13 protein-coding genes are annotated in these 20,855 nt (G+C 35.8%); 7 read left to right on the top strand and 6 right to left on the bottom strand.

The features are described from left to right. Positions 1 to 60: 60 nt before the first annotated feature. The 4 genes from glgP to HW347_RS19870 all read right to left on the bottom strand — a co-directional run bounded on the left by glgP (position 61) and on the right by HW347_RS19870 (position 6,175). Positions 61 to 1,734 (bottom strand): alpha-glucan family phosphorylase, encoded by a 1,674-nt coding sequence (glgP, locus tag HW347_RS19885; RefSeq protein ID WP_214613472.1) that lies wholly within the window; start codon positions 1,732 to 1,734, stop codon positions 61 to 63. Positions 1,735 to 1,871: 137 nt separating this feature from the next. Next, positions 1,872 to 3,506, bottom strand: coding sequence for a phosphoenolpyruvate carboxykinase (ATP) (gene pckA / locus HW347_RS19880; RefSeq protein WP_214613471.1), 1,635 nt, complete (start codon positions 3,504 to 3,506; stop codon positions 1,872 to 1,874). Positions 3,507 to 3,530: 24 nt separating this feature from the next. Then, positions 3,531 to 5,369 (bottom strand): SLC13 family permease, encoded by a 1,839-nt coding sequence (locus HW347_RS19875; RefSeq protein WP_214613470.1) that lies wholly within the window; start codon positions 5,367 to 5,369, stop codon positions 3,531 to 3,533. Between the two features lie 20 nt (positions 5,370 to 5,389). Beyond that, positions 5,390 to 6,175, bottom strand: a complete 786-nt coding sequence (locus HW347_RS19870) for a universal stress protein (RefSeq protein WP_214613469.1) — start codon at positions 6,173 to 6,175, stop codon at positions 5,390 to 5,392. A 338-nt stretch (positions 6,176 to 6,513) separates the two neighbouring features. Between HW347_RS19870 and HW347_RS19865 the strand changes: the two genes are divergently transcribed. The 4 genes from HW347_RS19865 (at position 6,514) to HW347_RS19850 (ending at position 12,048) form a co-directional block, all read left to right on the top strand. Beyond that, positions 6,514 to 7,860 carry a hypothetical protein gene (locus tag HW347_RS19865; RefSeq protein WP_214613468.1) on the top strand — a complete coding sequence of 449 codons (1,347 nt, stop codon included), beginning with the start codon at positions 6,514 to 6,516 and terminating at the stop codon, positions 7,858 to 7,860. Then, positions 7,857 to 9,194, top strand: coding sequence for a hypothetical protein (locus tag HW347_RS19860; RefSeq protein WP_214613467.1), 1,338 nt, complete (start codon positions 7,857 to 7,859; stop codon positions 9,192 to 9,194). The genes HW347_RS19865 and HW347_RS19860 overlap by 4 nt, the downstream gene beginning before the upstream one ends. Before the next feature lie 492 nt (positions 9,195 to 9,686). Beyond that, positions 9,687 to 10,949, top strand: coding sequence for an Nramp family divalent metal transporter (locus HW347_RS19855; protein ID WP_214613466.1), 1,263 nt, complete (start codon positions 9,687 to 9,689; stop codon positions 10,947 to 10,949). Positions 10,950 to 10,953: 4 nt separating this feature from the next. Beyond that, a complete protein-coding gene (locus HW347_RS19850; protein ID WP_214613465.1) occupies positions 10,954 to 12,048 on the top strand; it encodes a type I phosphomannose isomerase catalytic subunit in 1,095 nt (364 codons plus the stop codon). Positions 12,049 to 12,226: 178 nt separating this feature from the next. On the opposite strand, the gene HW347_RS20725 is transcribed toward HW347_RS19850, so the two are convergent. Beyond that, positions 12,227 to 14,320, bottom strand: a complete 2,094-nt coding sequence (locus HW347_RS20725) for a family 16 glycosylhydrolase (protein ID WP_225902001.1) — start codon at positions 14,318 to 14,320, stop codon at positions 12,227 to 12,229. A 295-nt stretch (positions 14,321 to 14,615) separates the two neighbouring features. Beyond that, positions 14,616 to 17,420 (bottom strand): helix-turn-helix and ligand-binding sensor domain-containing protein, encoded by a 2,805-nt coding sequence (locus tag HW347_RS19840; protein ID WP_214613464.1) that lies wholly within the window; start codon positions 17,418 to 17,420, stop codon positions 14,616 to 14,618. A 694-nt stretch (positions 17,421 to 18,114) separates the two neighbouring features. Between HW347_RS19840 and HW347_RS19835 the strand changes: the two genes are divergently transcribed. The 3 genes from HW347_RS19835 to HW347_RS19825 all read left to right on the top strand — a co-directional run bounded on the left by HW347_RS19835 (position 18,115) and on the right by HW347_RS19825 (position 20,851). Beyond that, entirely contained in the window at positions 18,115 to 19,341 is a 1,227-nt protein-coding gene (locus tag HW347_RS19835; RefSeq protein WP_214613463.1) for a site-specific integrase, read from the top strand. A 65-nt stretch (positions 19,342 to 19,406) separates the two neighbouring features. Further along, positions 19,407 to 20,402 carry a hypothetical protein gene (locus HW347_RS19830; RefSeq protein WP_214613462.1) on the top strand — a complete coding sequence of 332 codons (996 nt, stop codon included), beginning with the start codon at positions 19,407 to 19,409 and terminating at the stop codon, positions 20,400 to 20,402. A gap of 110 nt (positions 20,403 to 20,512) precedes the next feature. After that, positions 20,513 to 20,851: a helix-turn-helix domain-containing protein gene (locus HW347_RS19825; protein ID WP_214613461.1), complete on the top strand. Its 339-nt coding sequence runs from the start codon at positions 20,513 to 20,515 to the stop codon at positions 20,849 to 20,851. Positions 20,852 to 20,855 lie beyond the last annotated feature (4 nt).

Below are 20,855 nucleotides of genomic sequence, written 5' to 3'. Positions count from 1 at the left end.
ACAAATAAAAAAAGGGGAAAGCAATTAGCTTACCCCTTTTTTTATACATTCAAATTACTATCATTTTTCCTGTAAGTATAGCTCTTTGTAATATTGCTTTGCCATGCGTTCGCTTGTAAATTCAGGCACAACATCATCAATAGCTTTGAAAACAATTTTATTCCATTCGCTTGGCTTATCATAGAAAGTGGGTAAAATCTTTTCTATCAAAATATCATATAGATTATTACTATCTATATAATCTTGCTGTTGCGTGGGTAAATTGAAATCAACTGCTGGCAGAACAAAACAATTTTTTTCATCTTGAGCAAATTCTGGAATCCAACCGTCATCTGTAGAGAGGTTTATGGAGCCATTAAATGCTGCACTCATTCCACTAGTACCAGAAGCTTCCCTAGTGATTCTTGGTGTATTCAACCAAACATCTGATCCTTCTTTCAACTTTTTAGAAAGTCCAATTTCATAACCTGTCAATACAGCTAAGTTGGGTCTATATTTCGTGTAATTCACCAATCTATTGAAAACATCAATAGCATAACCATCAGTTGGATAAGGCTTTCCTGCCCATATAATCTGAACAGGGCGCTCGCTGTTGTTCAAAAGCTCTTCAAATCGGTTAAGATCACGCAATAATAAATCCGCTCTTTTATACTCAGCAAATCGTCTTGCCCAAACTATGGTCAACACTTCAGGATCAAAAATTTTGCCCGTTTGCTCAAGCACTTCTTCAAAGAGACTTTTCTTAAGTTCTTTTTTTCTTTTAACAAAAGCCTTAGCATCTTTCTTTTTCCATGCTTTTTTCACCTCATCATCCTGCCAAAAAAGCAAGTTTTGAGCATTGGTAATAGGTATTATTTTGGCTGTCCCTGAAAAATCCTTCCACATATTAGCAGCAACTACAGCGTGTAATTTTGATACCGCATTTGCCGTGCCCGCGAACCTTAATGCCGCCACTGTGTGGTTAACATTATCACCGTTTGTCATTTTCTGACGTACTTGTTCATCAGAAAATCGTTCTCCAAAAAAGCCTAAATTATTTAGATAATACGCATTGTTCTCTACATTACCCGCTCTTTCAGGAGTGTGGGTCGTAAAAGCCATCTGAGCTTTGCTACCTTGATTCTGCAAATAGTAAAAAGCGGGCAGGGCATGACCTTCATTAAGGTGATAAACATCTGCACCACCCAAGGCCTCAATAATTTTCGCTCCCCCAATTCCAAGAACTATACTTTGAGCCACACGAGTCTCTTGGTTTGAATCGTATAAATTATTGGTAATGCTACGAGAAAGAAAATCATTGCCTTCAACATCGGTAGTTAAGAAATAGATAGGAGCAGAACCAAAAACTTCAGGCTTAAGCACAAGAGCACGAACTTTTACCTGGTAATTGTTATTTACCCTAACTTCTACCTCAAGACCAGAATCTTCTAGAAAACTATAGTTTTTTTCAACAAAATCTACCCGTAGAGTTTGATCTCTATTTCTATTTTGGTCATAGTATCCGTATTTCCACAAGATACCAACACCAATTACATTCTGCTTTAAATCGTAAACAGATCTCATATGTGATCCTGCAAGAAAACCTAAACCACCAGAATAGGTTTTTAAACCTTGGTGCAAGGCAAATTCCATACTAAAATAAGCTGTTCTTTTGCTGAATTCCTTCGCTACCTTATAAGGATGATTCCAAGTAGCAAGTTTATTCTTTACGTTGTTATCAAGAGTTGTTTCCATAACTATAAAATTCAATTTGATTGATGCAATTCTTTAAATGAACCTATTGAAAAGGTCTTGACTTTTTTATGTAAACACAAAAGTCAAGACCAGTTCATTCCTTAAAAATGTAACACAATTCCGTTTATAAATAAATTTTAGATATCACTATCCATTATCTGGTGAGCATCAATTAATGGCCCGCCGTTTATAACTTCATCCGAAGCTTGGTTAATGAATTTATCAAAGTTTAAATGGAACGAATGTGCTAGTTGTATAGCTTTACTGATATATGCTCCTTTCTGAAGCCAAGTGTTCATTGGATCTAACAGTTCCGTAGGCACGTTATGACAGTATTTAGGCATATGTAAACCAAAAATAGGGTGTTGTTCAAAATCTACTTTTTCCAACTCGCCTTCTAAAATTGAAGAAATCATGGCACGAGTATACTTCAATTTTATTCTTGACCCTACACCGTAAGGACCTCCACTCCAACCTGTGTTCAACAACCATACATTAACACCGGCCTCAGTCATTTTTTTACTTAGCATTTCTGCATACTTAGTTGGGTGCAATGGCATAAATGGCTCTCCAAAACATGCGGAGAAAGAAGGAACAGGCTCGTTAATACCAGCCTCTGTACCTGCAACTTTTGCCGTGTAACCAGATATAAAGTGATATGCAGCTTGTCCTGGTGTAAGTTTTGATACTGGTGGCAATACTCCAAAAGCATCACAGGTTAAAAAGAAAATATTCTTTGGATTATCTCCGAAAGAAGGTACTTGTATATTATCAATATGATTAATAGGATAACTAACTCTTGTATTTTGAGTGATAGAACTATCTGAATAATCAACCTCTTTTGTTCCTTCTTTAAAAACTACGTTTTCTAACAAAGCACCTGGGCGAATAGCACGAAAAATATCTGGCTCTTTTTCTTCTGTAAGATCAATTACCTTAGCATAACAACCTCCTTCAAAATTGAATACAATATTATCTGCTGTCCAACCATGCTCATCATCTCCTATAAGTTTACGGTTAGGATCTGCGGACAAGGTAGTTTTTCCTGTTCCTGAAAGTCCAAAAAAGATAGCCGTGTCACCATCTTGGCCATAATTAGCAGAACAGTGCATTGGCAATACATTTTTCTCAATTGGCAGGATAAGGTTTAAAGCAGAAAAAATACCTTTTTTCATTTCTCCAGTATAAGCAGACCCTGCAACCAAGGCTACTTTTCTTGTGAAATCCAAAATAGAGAAATTACCAGCTCTTATTCCAAAAGCTTCCGGGTCTTTTGCCACGAACCCAGGAGCACAAAGAACTACCCATTCTTCTTCAAAATTTTCAATTTCATTATCGTTCAATTGAATGAACATATTCTTAACAAAATAATTTGACCATGGGTATTCCGTAATTGTGCGGACATTCATTCTATATTCTGGTGCAGCGCCTACATAAGCATCTCGCACATATACTTCTGTGTCGGATAAATAGTTAGCAACTTCATCATAAAGCTTATCGAAATTTGCAGAATCTAGAGGTTTGTTTATTCTACCCCACCACACTTTGTCTGCGGTATAATCATCTTTTACAATAAAACGGTCTTTTGGAGACCGACCGGTAAATTTACCTGTATTTACACATAAGGTACCATTCTCTGTTTCTGTACCCATACCTTTCTCAACAGTTAATTTCTGAAGAGTTTCTCCGTCTAGGTTCCAGTTAGCTTTTACATTTTTCAGCCCGTACTTTTCAAGATTTGCGTTTTTGGGCATTCGTGATAATGTTTCCATAATTCTATTTTTTAGTGGTTCATATTAAAAGGGCCATATTACTGGCACCAAAAGCATTGTTGCTATAAAGAGCAACAGTAAAAGTGGCCCACCCACTTTTACATAATCTATAAATTTATATCCTCCTGCTCCCATAACCATGGCATTTGTTGTGGTTCCCACAGGAGTTAAAAAAGCTGTAGAGGCACTAATAGCTACAGTAATCATAAAAGGTTTAGGAGAAACTCCTAAAGAAAGCGCCGCCATGAGCGCAATAGGCGCCATTAAAACTGCGGTAGCAGAATTATTAATAGTCTGACTAAAAGCAGTGGTTACCAAAAATATTCCTCCCAAAAGCACTACGGGGTGAATATCTCCCAAATAACTAACCAATCCATTAGATATCATTTCTGCAGCTCCAGTCTTTTGCAAAGCAATACCCATAGGTATCATAGCAGCAATCATGACCACACTCGTCCAACTTATACCTTTGTAAGCCTTTGATATAGGAACACAGCCGGTAATCATTACTATTCCTGCACATATTAAAGCAGCAATAGCACTTGGCATTACCTTTAAGACCAACAATAAAATCATTAATATTAAAGTCCCCAATGCGATGTACGACCTTGGCGTAAGGACATCTACGTCTTTTGCCATTGCTTCTGGACTACCAGAAACTACTAAGTTCTCATATACATTATTCAATGCTTCAATGTTTTCCCAAGAGCCTCTGATTACAAATGCATCACCTGCTTTGATGGTCACATTCTTATCTCCAATAGGTTTACCGTCTCGTGAAGCCCCTAACAACTGTATGCTCCACTTGTTTAAATATTTACCCATTGGCAAGGTTTTACCAACGAAAAAAGAGGTGGGCGTAACAATCATTTCTACCATACCAACTTCTTGATTAATAAGCTCTCTTTTTACTTCAGATGACTTAAACTCTTTAGGAATTAGCCCTAGTTTGAACGCTAAGATTATCCTATCTACATCTTTGGCCGTACCCTTAACCGTTATAATATCATGGTAACGCATCTGCGTATCCGGTTCCGGAAATTCAACATAAGCTGGTGTGCCTTTTAAAACACTAGGGTGTCTACGGCGTAAGCGCATAACAGATACATTGTAATTTTTCTCAAAATCCCAACTTCCAATTTCAGTCCCAATCAATTCTGACATAGAACGAATACGTAAGCGATACATATTATCACCAATACTATAGTTCTTAATCCATTTATGAACTTCAGAATCTATATTTACAGGCTTATCTTCTGTTTCGTGATTTGGTAAAAGACGGTATCCTATAAATTTAAAATAGAGTATCACTATTAACAATAGAGGAAGGCCTACCAGAGCAAATTCAAAAAATGAAAATGAAGGGATTCCATTTTCAGTCAAGACGTTGCTTACAATAATATTAGGTGGTGTTCCCGTTAAGGTTAAAAGACCACCAGTGTTAGACCCAAACGCTACAGGCATAAGTAATTTTGATGGTAAAGTTCCTGCCTTCCAAGCTGCCGAAACCGTAACCGGAAGCAGTGCTGCTACCGTACCCGTATTACTAACAAAGCCAGAAAGAACTCCTGAACCTAACGTAACCAAAATCAATAGTTTGGATTTACTTTTACCGGCCCACTCCACAAACTTTTTACCAGCAAGGGCAGTCCAACCCGTTCTTGCGAGACCCTCTCCAATAATGAATAGCGCCGCAATCATTATTACAGTTGGGTTACTGAAACCGCTTAAGCTTTCTTCCATATTAAGAATACCAACAAGGTATAGCGCCAACATAGACATTAAAGCCACCACATCTGGAGGAAAACGCCCCCAAACAAATAAAGCGATGGTCACTGCCAAAATCACAAACAGTATAGTCATGAATTCTTTATTTATGGGTGCTAATCAATAGCTAATACTGGGATTTGCGAATGTAAAGTGAACATTTCTGTAAGTGCCCCTTTTGAAGGTTCGCTCTTTTTTGAGTGGTTATTAGGAAGAATTGCTATCATATCCAATTCCTTACTAGAAGCATACTCAAGCACCCCTTTTACTACATCAGGATTTTCTATAAACACATGTTCTGAATAGAAATCTTCAAGATAGTACTCTAATGAATTTTCATTCTTTTCCTCTGTTGAAGAGTAGCCGTATATCCCTTCACTGTTTTCAATAGTAATTACATATACTTTGGCATTAAATCTTCTTGCCACCTTAAGCAAGGTATCAAGAACACTCTTATCTTCTATTTCTTCTTTCCCAAGTACTAAACCAATATTCTTGATTTCAATTTTATTAGTAACAAAAGGAACGACCAAAACCGGACAGTCAATCTCTAATACTAATTTTGAAGTATTTGTTGGTGAAGAATCTTCATTATCAAATGCGCCAAACGTACCCATAATAATAAGGTCTACTTGCTCATCTTCTTGAATTTTAACCAATGACTCGGTTAACTCGCCGTTAATAGCAATCCATTCAATTTTATTTTTAAGAATCTTAGCATATTCCTCCTCAACAGCTTTAAACGCTTCTTTAAGAATATCTATATCGTGGGTCTCAGAAACATACCCTAGAATAATCTTAAGGTCTTTATCTTGACCTACATAGTGTACAGCATAGTCCAATGCTTTTTTTGCCGTTTTTGAAAAGTTGAACGGAATCAGAATTGTAGGATTTTTTTTCATCTTGCTTGTATTTTAATTATTCATTGCCAAAGTTAAGTCCTCATCTGTGCCTAAAATATGACAGATGTCATATAGTTAAAATTAGGATTGATATAAATTGCACCATAATTAAAAACCCTCTATAAGATTACAAAAACACCTTAATTACAGAACTTTACATATGATTAAATTTATGTTACCAAGCTATTATCTTTAAAAATGGAGAAATGTATCACGAAAAATTTCTATTCTTTTACTAAGAACAAAACCATGAAATCTGAATCAAAAAGATGACAAGTTTCATAAAACGAAATCTAATTAAATAAGATTTATCTTATAATTGAAGTAATCCACGCATAATGAACAAAGCCTTAGTAAGACAGATTACTGCGTTCATTTTTATTCTTTTTAGTGTTGGTCAAGTCTTTGCACAGACAAATGATAGTACGGCACTTAGGACTAAAAAATTAAAATTCTTTTTAAATGAAGAAAAGACCCATTGGCTGGCGGTACACATGTACACCCAACTTTGGATGAGAATGAACGAGAACAATCCTGGCAGCACTATTTCTGAAGCACCAGAACACTATACTTATGATGTTTCTGTTAGACGTTTTAGATTGGGATTTCAAGCACAGGTTAGTGATAGACTTTGGGTTTATTCACAGTTTGGAATCAATAACCTCAACTACCAGTCACCTCGTGGCACATCACTAGATTTATTAGATGCATACGCAGAGTATGAAGTCACCAAATCCTTATTCATTGGTGCTGGAAAAACAGCTTGGACAGGGCTTTCCCGCTATTCGGCACCCAACACTTCTAAGTTGCTCACTAATGACTTGCTTCTACTGGCGCTGCCAACAGATGGCGAGGCAGATGACCTTATCCGTAAACTAAGTGTCTATACTAAAGGAAAGTTGGGACGGCTAGATTACCGCATTGTGGCTTCCAAACCATTTTTATCCAGCAATAATAGTGATGCTGAGGAAGAGCCAGAAGAGAATATCGCAAAGTTTAATGATAGAATGAAAGGTGGTATCTATTCCACCTATCTAAAATGGGAGTTCTGGGATGCTGAAGCAAACCGTATTCCTTTTAGTAATGGGACTTATTTGGGTGAAAAGAAAATACTTTCTATAGGAATAGGTGGCGAATACCAGAATGATGCGCTGTCTACGACTAAAAACGATACCGAAGTATTTCACAACATGGTACTCTGGTCCATAGATGCATTTCTAGATTTACCGATAGATACTGCAAAAAAGACAGCCATTACCGCTTACTTGGGTTATTTCACTTACGATTTTGGACCTAATTATATACGAAATACAGCTACCAACAATACTACACTAACATTAGATAATAGCCAAGCATCCTTTAACGGACCCGGAAACGCTTTTCCTTCGGTGGGAAGTGGCAACTCCATCTATATGCAAATGGGATACCTTTTTCCTAGTATGGGGCGAACAAAATATTATGGAAAATTGCAGCCTTACGCCGCTGTACAGTATTCCGATTTTGACCGTCTGAACGAACCCATGACTTATTATGACCTAGGTATTAATTGGTTTCTTAAAGATCACCTTTCTAAATTTTCGCTCAGCTTACAAAATAGGCCTATTTACAATTCTACCGATCAAGGTCTTGAAGTTGATTCTAGAAAATGGTCGGCTGTGCTACAATATATTATACGAATTGAATGAAGTACTGGCGAACATATGGAGTGATACTCTACTTTTTGGTAATTGGACCGTGTCTTTCCACTATTCAGGCGCAGTCCAAACCAAGTAACAATAAGCTTCTCTTTTATTTAGATAATGAAAAAGAGCAATGGCTTAAAATAAGCACCTATGCCCAAATTTGGGCACGTAATACACAAAATAATCCTGGAAGTACAATAAACGACAGACCGGCATCTACAACTACAGATATCTCTATAAGGCGCTTTAGACTAGGATTGAGCACAAGTCCTTGGGCAAAGACAACATTCTTCTTTCAACTGGGGGTGAATAACCTTAATTACCTATCCTCTCGTGGTACTTCGGTAGACTTATTAGACGCCTATGTAGAGCATAAATTGTCTAATTATATTGCTGTGGGCGGAGGTAAATCTGCATGGAACGGTTTATCAAGATACACATCGCCAAGTTCATCTAAAATGATAGCTTATGACATAAGCTTTATTGCTCTGCCTACCTTGAACGGTACAGATGACCTTATCCGTAAGCTTAGCATATATGCAAAAGGAAAAATAGACAAACTAGATTATCGGCTAGTTTTGGCAAAGCCCTTAGCTATTCAGAACAGTACAACCATAAATGCCGAACCAGTAGAGGGTTTAGCCAGTTTTACCAACAAGAAACCCAATGTACAATACTCTAGCTATTTAAAATATGAATTTTTAGATGCGGAAAGTAATGCCTCTCCTTTTCTAAGTGGCTCTTATCTAGGAAAAAAAAGAGTCTTCAATCTAGGCATAGGCTATACGCTTCAACCCAATGCTTTATGGTCTTTGAAGAACAATAAAGAGCAATTTCATGATTTAAAACTTTTTGCCGCTGATATTTATCTAGACTTACCCCTAAAGTTCAATCCTGAAATGGTAATTACCGCATATTTAGGCTATTTCAACTATGACTTTGGACCAGGTTATATAAGGCAAATAGGAGCTAATAATCCTGTAAATGGTTTATTATCTACAGAAGAAACTTATAGTGCCAAGGGAAATAGCTATCCTGTATTGGGTACAGGAGAAGCTTTATGGGGACAGTTGGGCTATCTTTTCCCGACTATGGGAAAAGAAAATAACAAAGGCAGGTTACAGCCTTACATTTCTGCTCAATATTCCGATTTTGATGCCATACCATCCCGTATACTACAATATGATTTTGGTATGAATTGGTATTTAAACGGGCACTTATCTAAATTATCAATAAACGCTCAAAATAGACCTATTTATAGTAACTCTGTAGAAGGCATATTAAAAGATGGTCGCAAATGGATGTTCGTTATGCAATATCAATTTAGAATCGACTAATTCCTTAATAGTGGGGTAATAACACCTCCTAAGAAATGAAGCCTCAACATCACAGCATATTTAAAACTGGTTGTTCTTTATAAGTCTTTCTACGATTTCTAAAATTCCGAACGGGCTCAAAAGAACCTATTTAGGACGCACAAACCTAATATAGGTGGGATTTCATTTAAAGCCGAAATTTCAAAATCGGTAATTATCATAATGTCATTTTATGATTCTAACAAAAACATTATTCAAATATCTCTAATTCCCTTGATTATTAGTGAAATATTGATATATTTGGTTAACCAATCTGGTTTACCAATAAAATATAAATTGAATACGGATAACCTTTTAGTTGTCTTGTTTACGATAAATTGTTTTGAGTTAGCTTTTAGAATTTACTGATCTGATACAGGTCAGTAAATTCTTTTTTTATAGCTGTTCCAAAGTCTCGGAATATATTTATTCGAGCCTTTCAGCTCTCAATCACGAATAAAAAAACTACTGAATATGGAAGATAATAAGCAAAATTGGCGTACCAAATTCTCCGCTTACATCGCTCTATTTTTGCCGGGCATATTCCTACTTGGCCTAAATATAGGTACCGGTAGTGTTACCTCTATGGCTAAAGCAGGAGCCGATTATGGCATGTCTTTACTTTGGACTATTCTGGCCTCTTGCCTTACTACCTATTTCATGATTAACCTTTACGGACGCTATACGCTCGTAACAGGTGAAACAGCTTTACAAGCATTTAAGAAACACATACACCCTGCAGTAGGTATATTTTTCATCATTGCACTAACCGTAGGCGTTTGCGGTAGTGTTATGGGAGTAATGGGTATTGTTGCAGATATCTGTTTTGAGTGGTCAAAAACAATAGTAGACGGCGGTATATCTCCCATTTATTTTGCCCTTCTCTTTATTTCCATGGTATATTTTATATTTTGGAATGGTAAGACCCAGTTTTTTGAAAGAGCATTGGCCGTTATAGTAGCCATAATGTCCGCCAGTTTTTTAATTAATTTCTTTATTATGATGCCACCTCCTATGGATATCATAAAAGGTTTAATACCAACAGTCCCAGAAACGATAAGTGGCGAAAAAGGCCCTCTTTTAATTATTGCTTCCCTCATAGGTACAACTGTTTTTTCAGGTCTATTTATCATCCGGACTACTCTGGTTAAAGAAGCAGGTTGGACTATAAATGATTTAAAAAAACAAAGAAACGACGCATTGTTTTCAGTAACTCTAATGTTTCTTATAAGTGGCTCTATTATGGCTGCCGCTGCTGGTACTTTGTTCGTAGAAGGCATACAGCTCTCAAGAGCTTCTCAAATGATTGAATTATTAGAGCCTTTGGCCGGTAGTTTTGCCACTTCAATTTTTGCGGTAGGTATTGTTTCTGCAGGTGTATCTTCCCAGTTTCCTAATATTTTAATGCTACCCTGGCTGATCTGCGATTACAACGAATCTGAACGCGATATGAGCTTACCAAAATACAGGCTCATCGTATTTATAATTTCACTATTAGGTTTGGTTGTACCTGTTTTTGATGCTCAACCGGTCTTTGTAATGATTATCAGTCAAGCATTAAATGCTATTATTCTGCCCCTGACTGTTCTAGGTATTTTTTACTTGGTAAATAGAAAAGATTTAATGGGTACTTATAAGGCCGATGTTAAGTCGAATGTTATTTTAACCCTCATATTAATTTTTGCAATTTTCACCTCAGTTACTGGTATTAAAGGTGTTATTGAACTCCTAAACTAAAAACATGGATAACGATTTACAGAAATACGCCCAAATTCCTTTAAAGCAAATTTCAAACCGAGTATGGCGCACCTACTCTGGAGGAGCATTAATCGACAAATGGAAAAGAGATTCCCCGGAAGTAGACAACAGTTTTCCTGAAGAATGGATTATGTCTACGGTAACCGCCAGAGGTAAAAACAGACCTGAGGACGAGGGACTTTCTAAAGTAGAAACTAAAGATGGTTTAATGCCCCTTAAAGACCTAATAGAAAACAATAAGGAGTTGTTCTTAGGGAAAAAAGTGGCTGAAAAATTTGGCTCTACAGGCGTATTGATAAAAATGCTCGATTCACAAGAGCGTTTAACCATTCAAGTACATCCTGATAAGACGTATGCAAAAGACATTTTAAATTCTTCGTTCGGCAAAACAGAATCATGGTACGTTCTTAACACCAGAGAAATAGACGGCGAAAAAAGTGTGGTATACATGGGATTTAAAAAAGGAGTTACCCGAGAAAAATGGGAAGAACTTTTTGTAAATCAAGATATAGAAGGCATGTTAAACAGTCTTCATAAAATAGAAGTAAAACCAGGCGATGCCTTTATGATTTATGGCGGTGTACCCCATGCAATTGGTAGCGGATGTTTCCTAATGGAAGTACAAGAACCTACTGATTATACCATGCGCGTGGAGAAAGTGACTCCCGCAGGATTGGAAATCTCCCAAGAGTTGATACACCAAGGAGTGGGAGAGCAGAAAATGCTGGATTGTTTCCATTATGACAATTACACCTTAGAAGAGGCAATGGATAAATGGAAGGTAAAACCAAAAACTTTAGACTCTTCTGATAACCATACACACAATACAATCTTCAATAAAACCCACACAGACTGTTTTGGCCTTAGTGAACTGTATTTAGATGGTGAATATTCAATTCCTTCTAATGGCGGCTTCTATGTAGTTGTAGCGTATCAAGGAGAGGGTACATTACAATGCAATGGAGAAGAATATCCATATAAGCAAGGTGATGAGATTTTCATATCAGCAGCTATAGAAAATGTTACGTTCAAATCTACCGTAAGTTCTAAACTGTTACTTTGCTACCCTCCTAGTTAGGAGATTTAGCATAGGTTTACTTTATATACAACAAGGTAACGATATCGAAACCTATTCTTTTGAAAAAGCAGTTTAGTTATAGGTAATAATTAAATTCTTATACCAGAAGAAGTATATAAATAAAAAACGGCCAATGGAATAAAATCCATTGGCCGTTTTTTATTAAATTTAATTGAAATTATTGGTAGACTCTTATATAATCTACCTCCATAGTATCTTCGGTAAAAGCGGGATCAATTACACCGCCTAAACTACCACCCATTGCAATATTCATTATAAAAAAGAAATTATTATTAAATGGGGTATCAATAGAATTCACAAAACTGGTGTGTATTAGCTCATCATCAACTACAAACTTAATGCTATCCGGAGTCCACTCCACCGTATAGTTATGAAATTCAGATGTTGCTGTAGGTAAAGCAGTTGAATTCGTTACTGCATTACCACCTGAATTACCAGGATAATGCAAAGCACTGGAAACGATATTTGAGTTGTTCCCTACATGTTCCATAATATCAATTTCTCCACTTGCAGGCCATCCCACTTCATCAAAGTTAGCACCTAAAGCCCATAATGCAGGCCATGTACCTCCGGCGGAAGGCAGTTTAGCTCTAACTTCTACTCTACCATAGGTAAACTCATACAAATTTTCAGATTTAATTCGTGCAGAAGTATATGCGGCGTTGCCAACAGGGCTAACCCCAAAATCAAAGAACAATACCACTCTATCATAGGTAAACGCCGGTGCAGTACTAAGATCAAAAGTTAGTGTTTCCCATGCTTCAGACACCGTAGTATTAGCATCAACCTCAAAGAATTCTTGATCATTGGCTTGGTTTTCAATTTTTAACCTAATTACAGCTCCAACAGTTGGAGACCAAGTCTTTATACTAATAGTTGAATATGTACTCAAATCTAATGGAGTGGATGTATCAAAGAAAGACCCTCCCCAAATCTCGGCACCATTAGTTTTTAAAGATTCGCCCACTTTTGTTGATGTATTTTCTCCCGTAGTATCAGGGTTATCAATAACAGAAGAAGAAGCTCCTCCAAAGTTGGTAAATACAGGAGCAGTTCCTTCAAAATTTTCCACTTCGGAAATTGCTCCTCCAGCACCAACCAAAGTTATATCATCATAATAATGCTTGGTACCGCTTGCATCACCTGAACCTATAGCGGTAATTTTCAGCATACCGTCTTCTACCTTAACGTTTTCAGGATTACTAGTATAGTCCTGGGCCTCACCATTTCCCCAGCCACCTGCTCCTAAATCATAAGTCCAATTTACTGGATTTGGTGCGCCATCCACATCAAACTCATCAGACCAAACCAGATTGGTGTATACGGTCTCAAGAGACTCCTCTCCTCCTCCGGTTGCAGCTTCTGAAGTAAACCTAAGATACCACGCTAAATCTGGATTTTCACTATCATAAGTACGTACATATAATAGATCCTCACTAATCGAAAGAACTTCATAGGAAGATGAACCTACATAATAACTCATAAACCCACCATCAGAAAAATCCATTTGCGTGCCGGTAGTTTCTCCTTCGGGAACATTACCTGAAACCATTGTTATAGTCACGTTTTTGGTACCTGAGGTATCGTAATCATAACAGTAATCTTCATCTGCTGTCCCTCCAGCCACATCTTTATGACCGACGTTAAAGAAAGTTTGCCCCTTGTTGTCAAGCACATAAGAAACTTCTCCATTATTATCTACTGAAAAGGTCAATTCATCATCGCAAAAGCAATCTGAGAGTTCGTCACTACATTTTTCAAAAGCCTGAGACGAATACCATTTAGGATACCACCAATCTCCATCAATACCTTCCCTTGCGGGTCCTAAGCCTAAATGACTGGGTTGCGCCACTGCAACAAACCATGTTTTTGAATCTCCATTGGTAAGTAAGTTTACAAAGTCCGAATTGGTAACAGGTAAATCTATTGTCACCTCCACCGTTTCAGTTAGCGTAGTGCCATCTGAGCCAGTGGCCGTAATTGTCACCGTATAGGTATTCTGACCAGCTTCGGTATACCTATGTACAGTATAACCAGTAAGTGATTCTCCAGTAGTACCGTCCCCAAAATCGTACTCTACTAAAGTGGCACCCGATACCGTAGTTTTAAAGATAACATCTCCTGAACCATCAGTTTTAACTTCTGCATTAGGAGAAAAATTTGTTAATGGTAAATTTCCGCGAATGTCGTCGTCGTCACAGCCTATTGCAATCATAAGCAACATTGCAACGATATACTTCATTTTTTTCATAGTCTCTTTAATTTAGTTTTTTAGTTTAAAAGTCTTAGATATTCAAGCTCTTATTATAAAACCAATAATTAGCTTTAAAGTCAATAGCAAATTATTGTATTGTTTTTGTAAAAACAGAAAAAGAACCCATACAAAAAACATACAAACCAAAAATAAGCACTAAATATTATCAAATCATTAATATTACATACTTATGAAGAGTAATTTGACAATCACCATAGATCCAACCAAATATTACTAAGATTAGAGTTTTGTATAGGTAATGTTGTGGTAAGATCGTAGTATGTTGTGGAATCTAAATATTCATAATATGATCAGCAAGACCATCTTTATGTAGTAGGTTCATTTTTTTACGTAGACGATATCGCTTTACTTCAACGCTGCGTAGGGAAATATTAAGCAACGGAGCGATTTCTTTTGAAGATAGGTTCAATCTTAGATAAGCACATAAGCGAAGATCATTAGCGGTTAACTCTGGATGCAGATTTTTTACTTTTTTTAAAAAGTCTTTATCTGCATTATTAAAAGCATCTTCAAAAAATTTCCAATCGTCTGAATTATTAATATTTCGGTCTATTGTTCTAATTACAGATTTTACCTCAGGATTATTTGCATTCTTTTTTAATTGATCCTTAATTGTATTGAGAAATTCATTCCTTTTAATAATGCTCATCGTTGATATGGCCAATTCCCTATTCTTATTTGCAACTTCCTCTCTCAGTTTTTCATTTTTTATCTGAACAATTTTCTTTTGCGCCTTCAACTTTTTACGCTTTAGCTTCTTTTTTCCATTGCTCAAAAGCTGTTCACGCTGTCTTCTATAATAATTCTTATATAATCTATGAACGAAAAAACCAGATAGAAAAAAACAAAGCACATAAAGTAATATAGCCATATTAGAAAGATACCATGGCCGTTCAATCCTAAAACTATATGATGCTATATTAGTAGAAATGTCATTACCTACTCTGGCTCGCACATTAAATGTATAATTACCATATGGTAAATTTTCGAAAGAGACGTTAGAAACACTAGCAAAGTCGCTCCATTGTTCATGAATTCCTTCTAATTGATATTGGTAATTAACTTCGGTATATTTATCAAATTCGGGGACATGGTATGAAAAGAAGAGGTTATTCTGTGTATAGTTAAAAGTTGTTGTACTATTGAGAGAAATTTTTTCAGTTTCAGAATCATTCGACTTTCTTGAAATTGAATTAATCCGAATAGAGTATTCCTTGGAAGTTAACTTCTTTAAGTCTAAAGTTAGATACCCATTAGACATTCCTATTAAATACTTCTCATTATTAATAGGAGTAAGACTCTCAAAACCCAAAACACCTAAATTCCTTCTAACATCCGAAGGAATTGCTATTTTATTGATTTTTGAGCTTGAGTTAAACTTCTCAGGAGAGGCATATACAATATTACTATTTGTAAAAGACCATAGGCGCTTTGCTTGTTCGTCAGCTATAAAAATACCCACAGGGTTATCATTATTGTCATAAAAAATAGTAGTGAGCACAGTGTCAATAATAAAAGTTTGGGTATTCTCGTTATATTTAAAAATACCATTATTGCTAGCATACAACACATTTCCCAGATAAGTTGATAAACTTGCTCCGGTACCCTTTGAAGCTTCGTTTTTTTCCTCAACTACTTTGGAGAAATCATTATCTAATTCCAATTCAAAAATACCTTTGAACTCACGATTCACAGCTACTTTAGTATCACCAATAAATTCTAAAAAACGACTTGAAATATCAAAGCCTTCAATTTTATTCTTAAACACCCAATTACCGTTAATTCTTTCAAGCACACTCAACCCATTAAAGTTACCTTGCAACAACATGTCTCTATGGTTTGGTATGTCCTTGATATCCCACGTTCCTGGAAAATTTGAAATCAATTTAGCCTGGTCTTGGTTCACAGCATAAGTTCCATTGTTGTGCCCACAAAAAAGCACATCATCAAATTTCTTTAAAAGCCAGACTTGACCCTCTGTACCACTAATAAGCTCAAAGTCACCTTTTGCATTTATTCTCTTATAAAACAAGCCTTGGTTGGTTCCCAAATAGAAATAATCTTTAAACATAGCAGAGGCGTAAACTACCCCTAATTTTCCATTCCTATCAATATATTCATTAAAAGGGGAGTCTATATTAATAATACTTATACCATTATCCAGAGCCAACCACAGGTTGTGTTCAACATCTTCCAAAATGGAGAGTACCGTGTTGTTGTTTAATCCATTTTCTTGATCGATATTGGTTATAACATCACCCTTCTTACTAATAAGATAGATTCCATGAGAAATCGTACCTAAAGCAATACTACCATCTGCTAACTGAATACTACTGTAAACATTTACGGCATTAGACTGTTCTTTAAGCGGATTATGCCATGGTACTAAATCTTCATTCTCCAGAAAGTAAAAATCGCCCTTTTCTGTAACCAGTATCGTTCTGTTATCTATTGAAAAAATACCAGAAACAACGAATTTCTTTAAGAGAGGGTGATTTGAGACCAATGCTTTTTCGCCATTCTCTATTTTAAAAAGACCTTTAACTATGCTATGAAAATAAATAGCTCCATTAATATTGAATATTTTTGCCCTACTAGTCTTAGTCTCGATTACTTTTACAGAGCTATCAGAAACGTTGTAAATATATATGCGTTCTAAACTTTGAAATAGTATCCAATCATCGAACGTCACAATATTCCAGAACTCCTCATCTTCTAATAACTCAACAGGCAACTTGTTGCTTATTGAATTATAAAATAACTCTCCATAGCTGTTTTGTTTCCAAAAACCAAACTCCATATAACAACCTGTATAAACCAGACCCCTAGCTGCTTTTACTGCTCTCAAAGTGGAACCATTAGGTGATGGATATAATTTCCAGTTTATCCCATTGAATTCTAACAATCCATCGTTGTTAGCCGCATAAATATATTTATCATCAGACTGGGAGAGCGACCAATTTTGATTTTGGGCCCCATAATCGACCGGGCTATAGTTTTGAATAGGAGGTAGCTCTTGGGAAAAGAGTCCAATTGAAAAAAGAAGAAAAAATAGATTAAAAGGTCTCAATACCATTTAATTAAATATACAAATGTGCGCTTACTAAATATAGGGTTTGTAATACAAATAATCAATTTAGTCTTATTATAGTTGGGTATAGATAAACCTGAGAGGTTCCTAAGTTGCTGTTAGTAGGCTAACTCACTCATTATTGTTTTTAAAGCAAAATCATTATACTTGATAAAAATTCCTTTTTTCTTTAAATAGGGAAATTTAATGTTTAGAAGGCATTTATTCTTTTGACTTAGTTAGTTCTGTTTAGTTACATAACTGAATGGGCAAGCTTTGATTTTTCCCTGAACAATTGACACGCAATGGAGAAAGTAGGCCTCTTGAGCTATTTTGGGTCACCGAACAAGGTACCTTTTATCACCATAAAACTTAACAAGTTGACTTATAAAGGAAGAATACTTTTGGAATTAAATCCACTCCAAACCCAACAAAAACGGGTAAAAACAAGAAAAGCTAGTCTTTCGACTAGCTTTTGGTTGCTCCCCCTCTAGGACTCGAACCTAGGACCCTCTGATTAACAGTCATAAACACACAACAAAACAAACAACCATCAAACCTTAACAGATTACCGTTAAAACACTCATATACAGCTGTTGTCAGTCATTCAAAATAAATTTAATTATGTTATAGTTTGTTTCATTACGTTATATTTGTGTTACAATTGTGACACAAATGCATCGTTAACAAATTTACAACTATGAAACAGGCAGAAGCGGCCATTTATTTAGATAAGCCACGACCGAAGAAAAACGGTAGTTGTTCCGTAAAAATTAAAATAACATACCACAGAAAGAGAAAATACTATCCTACTGGTATTTACCTTACACCAGATGACTTTAAAAAGTTGATGAACACCAAACGCAAAACATCACAGCAGAAAGAACATCTAATTAAGCTTAACCATCTACTAACGAAAGCTCAAAAAGTAATTGCAAATCTTATCGTGTTTACAGTTGATGGGTTTGAAGAAAATTATTATGAACTCCGTAACACAGAGAACAGCGTTTCATTTGCATTCGACAACTATATAAATAATCTTAAATCTGAAGATCGCATAGGAACCGCAGTTAGTTGTAATTGTGCCAAAAAAAGCTTAGAAAACTTCAAGCAAGGGTTAACGTTTGCCGATATTACTCCGGCCCTTCTGAAGAAATACGAAAATTGGATGTTAGATAATGGCAAAAGTATTACAACAGTGGGCATCTATCTTAGAAGCCTAAGAACAATTTATAATTTACAAAATATTGATAACAGCTTATACCCCTTTGGAGGAAAGCAGGGCAAGTACACCATACCTACCGGCAAAAACATTAAAAAGGCTCTAACAATTCAAGAAATAGCTAAAATCTACCATTATAAAACATCATTAAATCCCACTAAGGATATGGCGCGGGATTATTGGTTATTTCTGTACTTGTGCAGCGGGATGAACGTTAAAGATTTTTGTTTGCTTAAATGGAACAATATTGATGGCGAAATGCTAAACTATCAAAGAGAAAAAACAAAAAGGAGTAACAAGGAAAATAAATCAATTTCTGTTGCCTTAAAAGCCGAAAGTTGGACTATACTCAAAAAGTGGAGCATACCTTCTGTTTCTAAAGAAGCCTTTATTTTTCCACATATACAGCAAGGAATGAGCGCCGAAAGACAAAGGGTTATTTACCAACAATTGACAAAGACTATCAACAAATATATGAAGCAGATTGCTGAAGAATTGGGAATCGAAAAGAATGTAACGACATATTATGCTAGACATTCCTTCGCTACCGTTTTAAAGCGGTCGGGGACCAACATAGGAATGATCAGTGAATTGTTAGGACATAGTTCTGTAAAGGTCACTGAAAGTTATTTAGATAGCTTTCAAAGTGACCAAATTCATAAAATAACAGGAGCCTTGACTGTTGGTTTCAAAAGAGCAAATTGAAAGAAAATTAACTATCTGCTAGTTAATACGGCCAACACCATATTATTAGGAAATTAAGATTAAAAATGGAAACTTACGATTTAAAACAAATTGATACCCCGTTACCAAATGAGATCATACCCTCTTTAATAAATTCTATTCTTAATAGGTCATATCCAAAAATACCGGAAGGCATACCTTGTCAACTGATGCTATGTGATTTAATAAAGCGCGTAGGAGACGTTAATTTACTAAATGATATGATACGACTCTTTATAGAGAGCAACCATCTTTCCAAAGATACTTACAACAGTGTAAGAGGTCCTTTAATTGCGATATTTGACAAGGAATATTACTCCATTCCCGAAATGCTTGCAATCGAGACGATTATTTTTTCCGATCTCATTGCACACGAGATATACTCTAAATCAATTCCCGCAGACCCACCCTACTTAACAAAACCTGATTTCATATTTTATCTTAAAGGAAACCTCGTTTATACGAACATTAATGAAACCTCATCAAGGTATAGGCGAGAAGGTCTTATAAATTTTGTTGATAACGCAGCCTTAGATGCAATAAAAAACCTGTTTAATTCTATAAAAAAGGACTTTTATAGGATAGGTGAAAACTCTATTTATTCAAAAGCTGACAAAAAATATGTGAAGGAGGCCCTAAAGAATCTAAGCCCAAACGGAAATTACGACCACCCAGAATCTGGCGCTAGGAAAAAACTGATGAAGAAACAGAATAACCTAATTTCACAGGTTAGTATCAAAGAAGTTTTAAATCATTTTGGTGTACTTACCAAAATGACGAATAAAAATGGTGAATTTTATTTAACGGAAGAACAGCTCTTGACTTTCGTAAAGTCAACGTTTATTGATTTAAAACCTATAAAACAGGAGTTTAATTGTAAACGTTTCAAAAAGATAGACCTTAGAAAGGTATTCTCTAGTTTTTACTTTAACAACAAGAACAAAGAAAACAATGCAATAAAAATAAAGCAAAAATATTTTGATATTATGAACGATTCATTCTACGGTTTTAACGACAACGACTACTCAGAATTTTCAAGATAAAAACCATAAAACAAACCAAATAGACCATAAAATTGCCCATAAAACCCATAACGCTTTTTAAATAATCAACAATCAAATAACTCTGCAGTATAATCTAAATATTTACTGCAATGGAAACAATACCATTTGACCAAACGCAACGAGATGTTGCTGAAATTAAAGAGGGCCTAAAAAACTTAGAGGTCCTAGTACAAAAGTTAGAATCTAATCCTGTAAACGCAACCGAACCGCCTATTGATGTCGATGAAGTCTCAAACATCACTGGTAAGAGGGTCCCCACAATTTACGGTTATGTGTATCGTAACGATATCCCACATAGCAAAAAGGGAAACAAATTATACTTTTTTAGATCAGAAATAATTGAGTGGATACGAGCTGGCAAAAGACAATCAAATGCGGAAATCGAAGCGGATGCAGAATTTATTTTACTAAAAAATAAAAAAGGCTGAAATC

This window comes from Zobellia barbeyronii (assembly GCF_018603515.1).
Taxonomy (GTDB): domain Bacteria; phylum Bacteroidota; class Bacteroidia; order Flavobacteriales; family Flavobacteriaceae; genus Zobellia; species Zobellia barbeyronii.
This window is presented reverse-complemented; position numbering and strand designations above follow the sequence as displayed.

Bases quoted from the DNA above. Each gene is read 5' to 3' on its own strand.
- glgP (WP_214613472.1), bottom strand. From the start codon at position 1,734: ATGGAAACAACTCTTGATAACAACGTAAAGAATAAACTTGCTACTTGG.
- pckA (WP_214613471.1), bottom strand. From the start codon at position 3,506: ATGGAAACATTATCACGAATGCCCAAAAACGCAAATCTTGAAAAGTAC.
- HW347_RS19875 (WP_214613470.1), bottom strand. From the start codon at position 5,369: ATGACTATACTGTTTGTGATTTTGGCAGTGACCATCGCTTTATTTGTT.
- HW347_RS19870 (WP_214613469.1), bottom strand. From the start codon at position 6,175: ATGAAAAAAAATCCTACAATTCTGATTCCGTTCAACTTTTCAAAAACG.
- HW347_RS19865 (WP_214613468.1), top strand. From the start codon at position 6,514: ATGAACAAAGCCTTAGTAAGACAGATTACTGCGTTCATTTTTATTCTT.
- HW347_RS19860 (WP_214613467.1), top strand. From the start codon at position 7,857: ATGAAGTACTGGCGAACATATGGAGTGATACTCTACTTTTTGGTAATT.
- HW347_RS19855 (WP_214613466.1), top strand. From the start codon at position 9,687: ATGGAAGATAATAAGCAAAATTGGCGTACCAAATTCTCCGCTTACATC.
- HW347_RS19850 (WP_214613465.1), top strand. From the start codon at position 10,954: ATGGATAACGATTTACAGAAATACGCCCAAATTCCTTTAAAGCAAATT.
- HW347_RS20725 (WP_225902001.1), bottom strand. From the start codon at position 14,320: ATGAAAAAAATGAAGTATATCGTTGCAATGTTGCTTATGATTGCAATA.
- HW347_RS19840 (WP_214613464.1), bottom strand. From the start codon at position 17,420: ATGGTATTGAGACCTTTTAATCTATTTTTTCTTCTTTTTTCAATTGGA.
- HW347_RS19835 (WP_214613463.1), top strand. From the start codon at position 18,115: ATGAAACAGGCAGAAGCGGCCATTTATTTAGATAAGCCACGACCGAAG.
- HW347_RS19830 (WP_214613462.1), top strand. From the start codon at position 19,407: ATGGAAACTTACGATTTAAAACAAATTGATACCCCGTTACCAAATGAG.
- HW347_RS19825 (WP_214613461.1), top strand. From the start codon at position 20,513: ATGGAAACAATACCATTTGACCAAACGCAACGAGATGTTGCTGAAATT.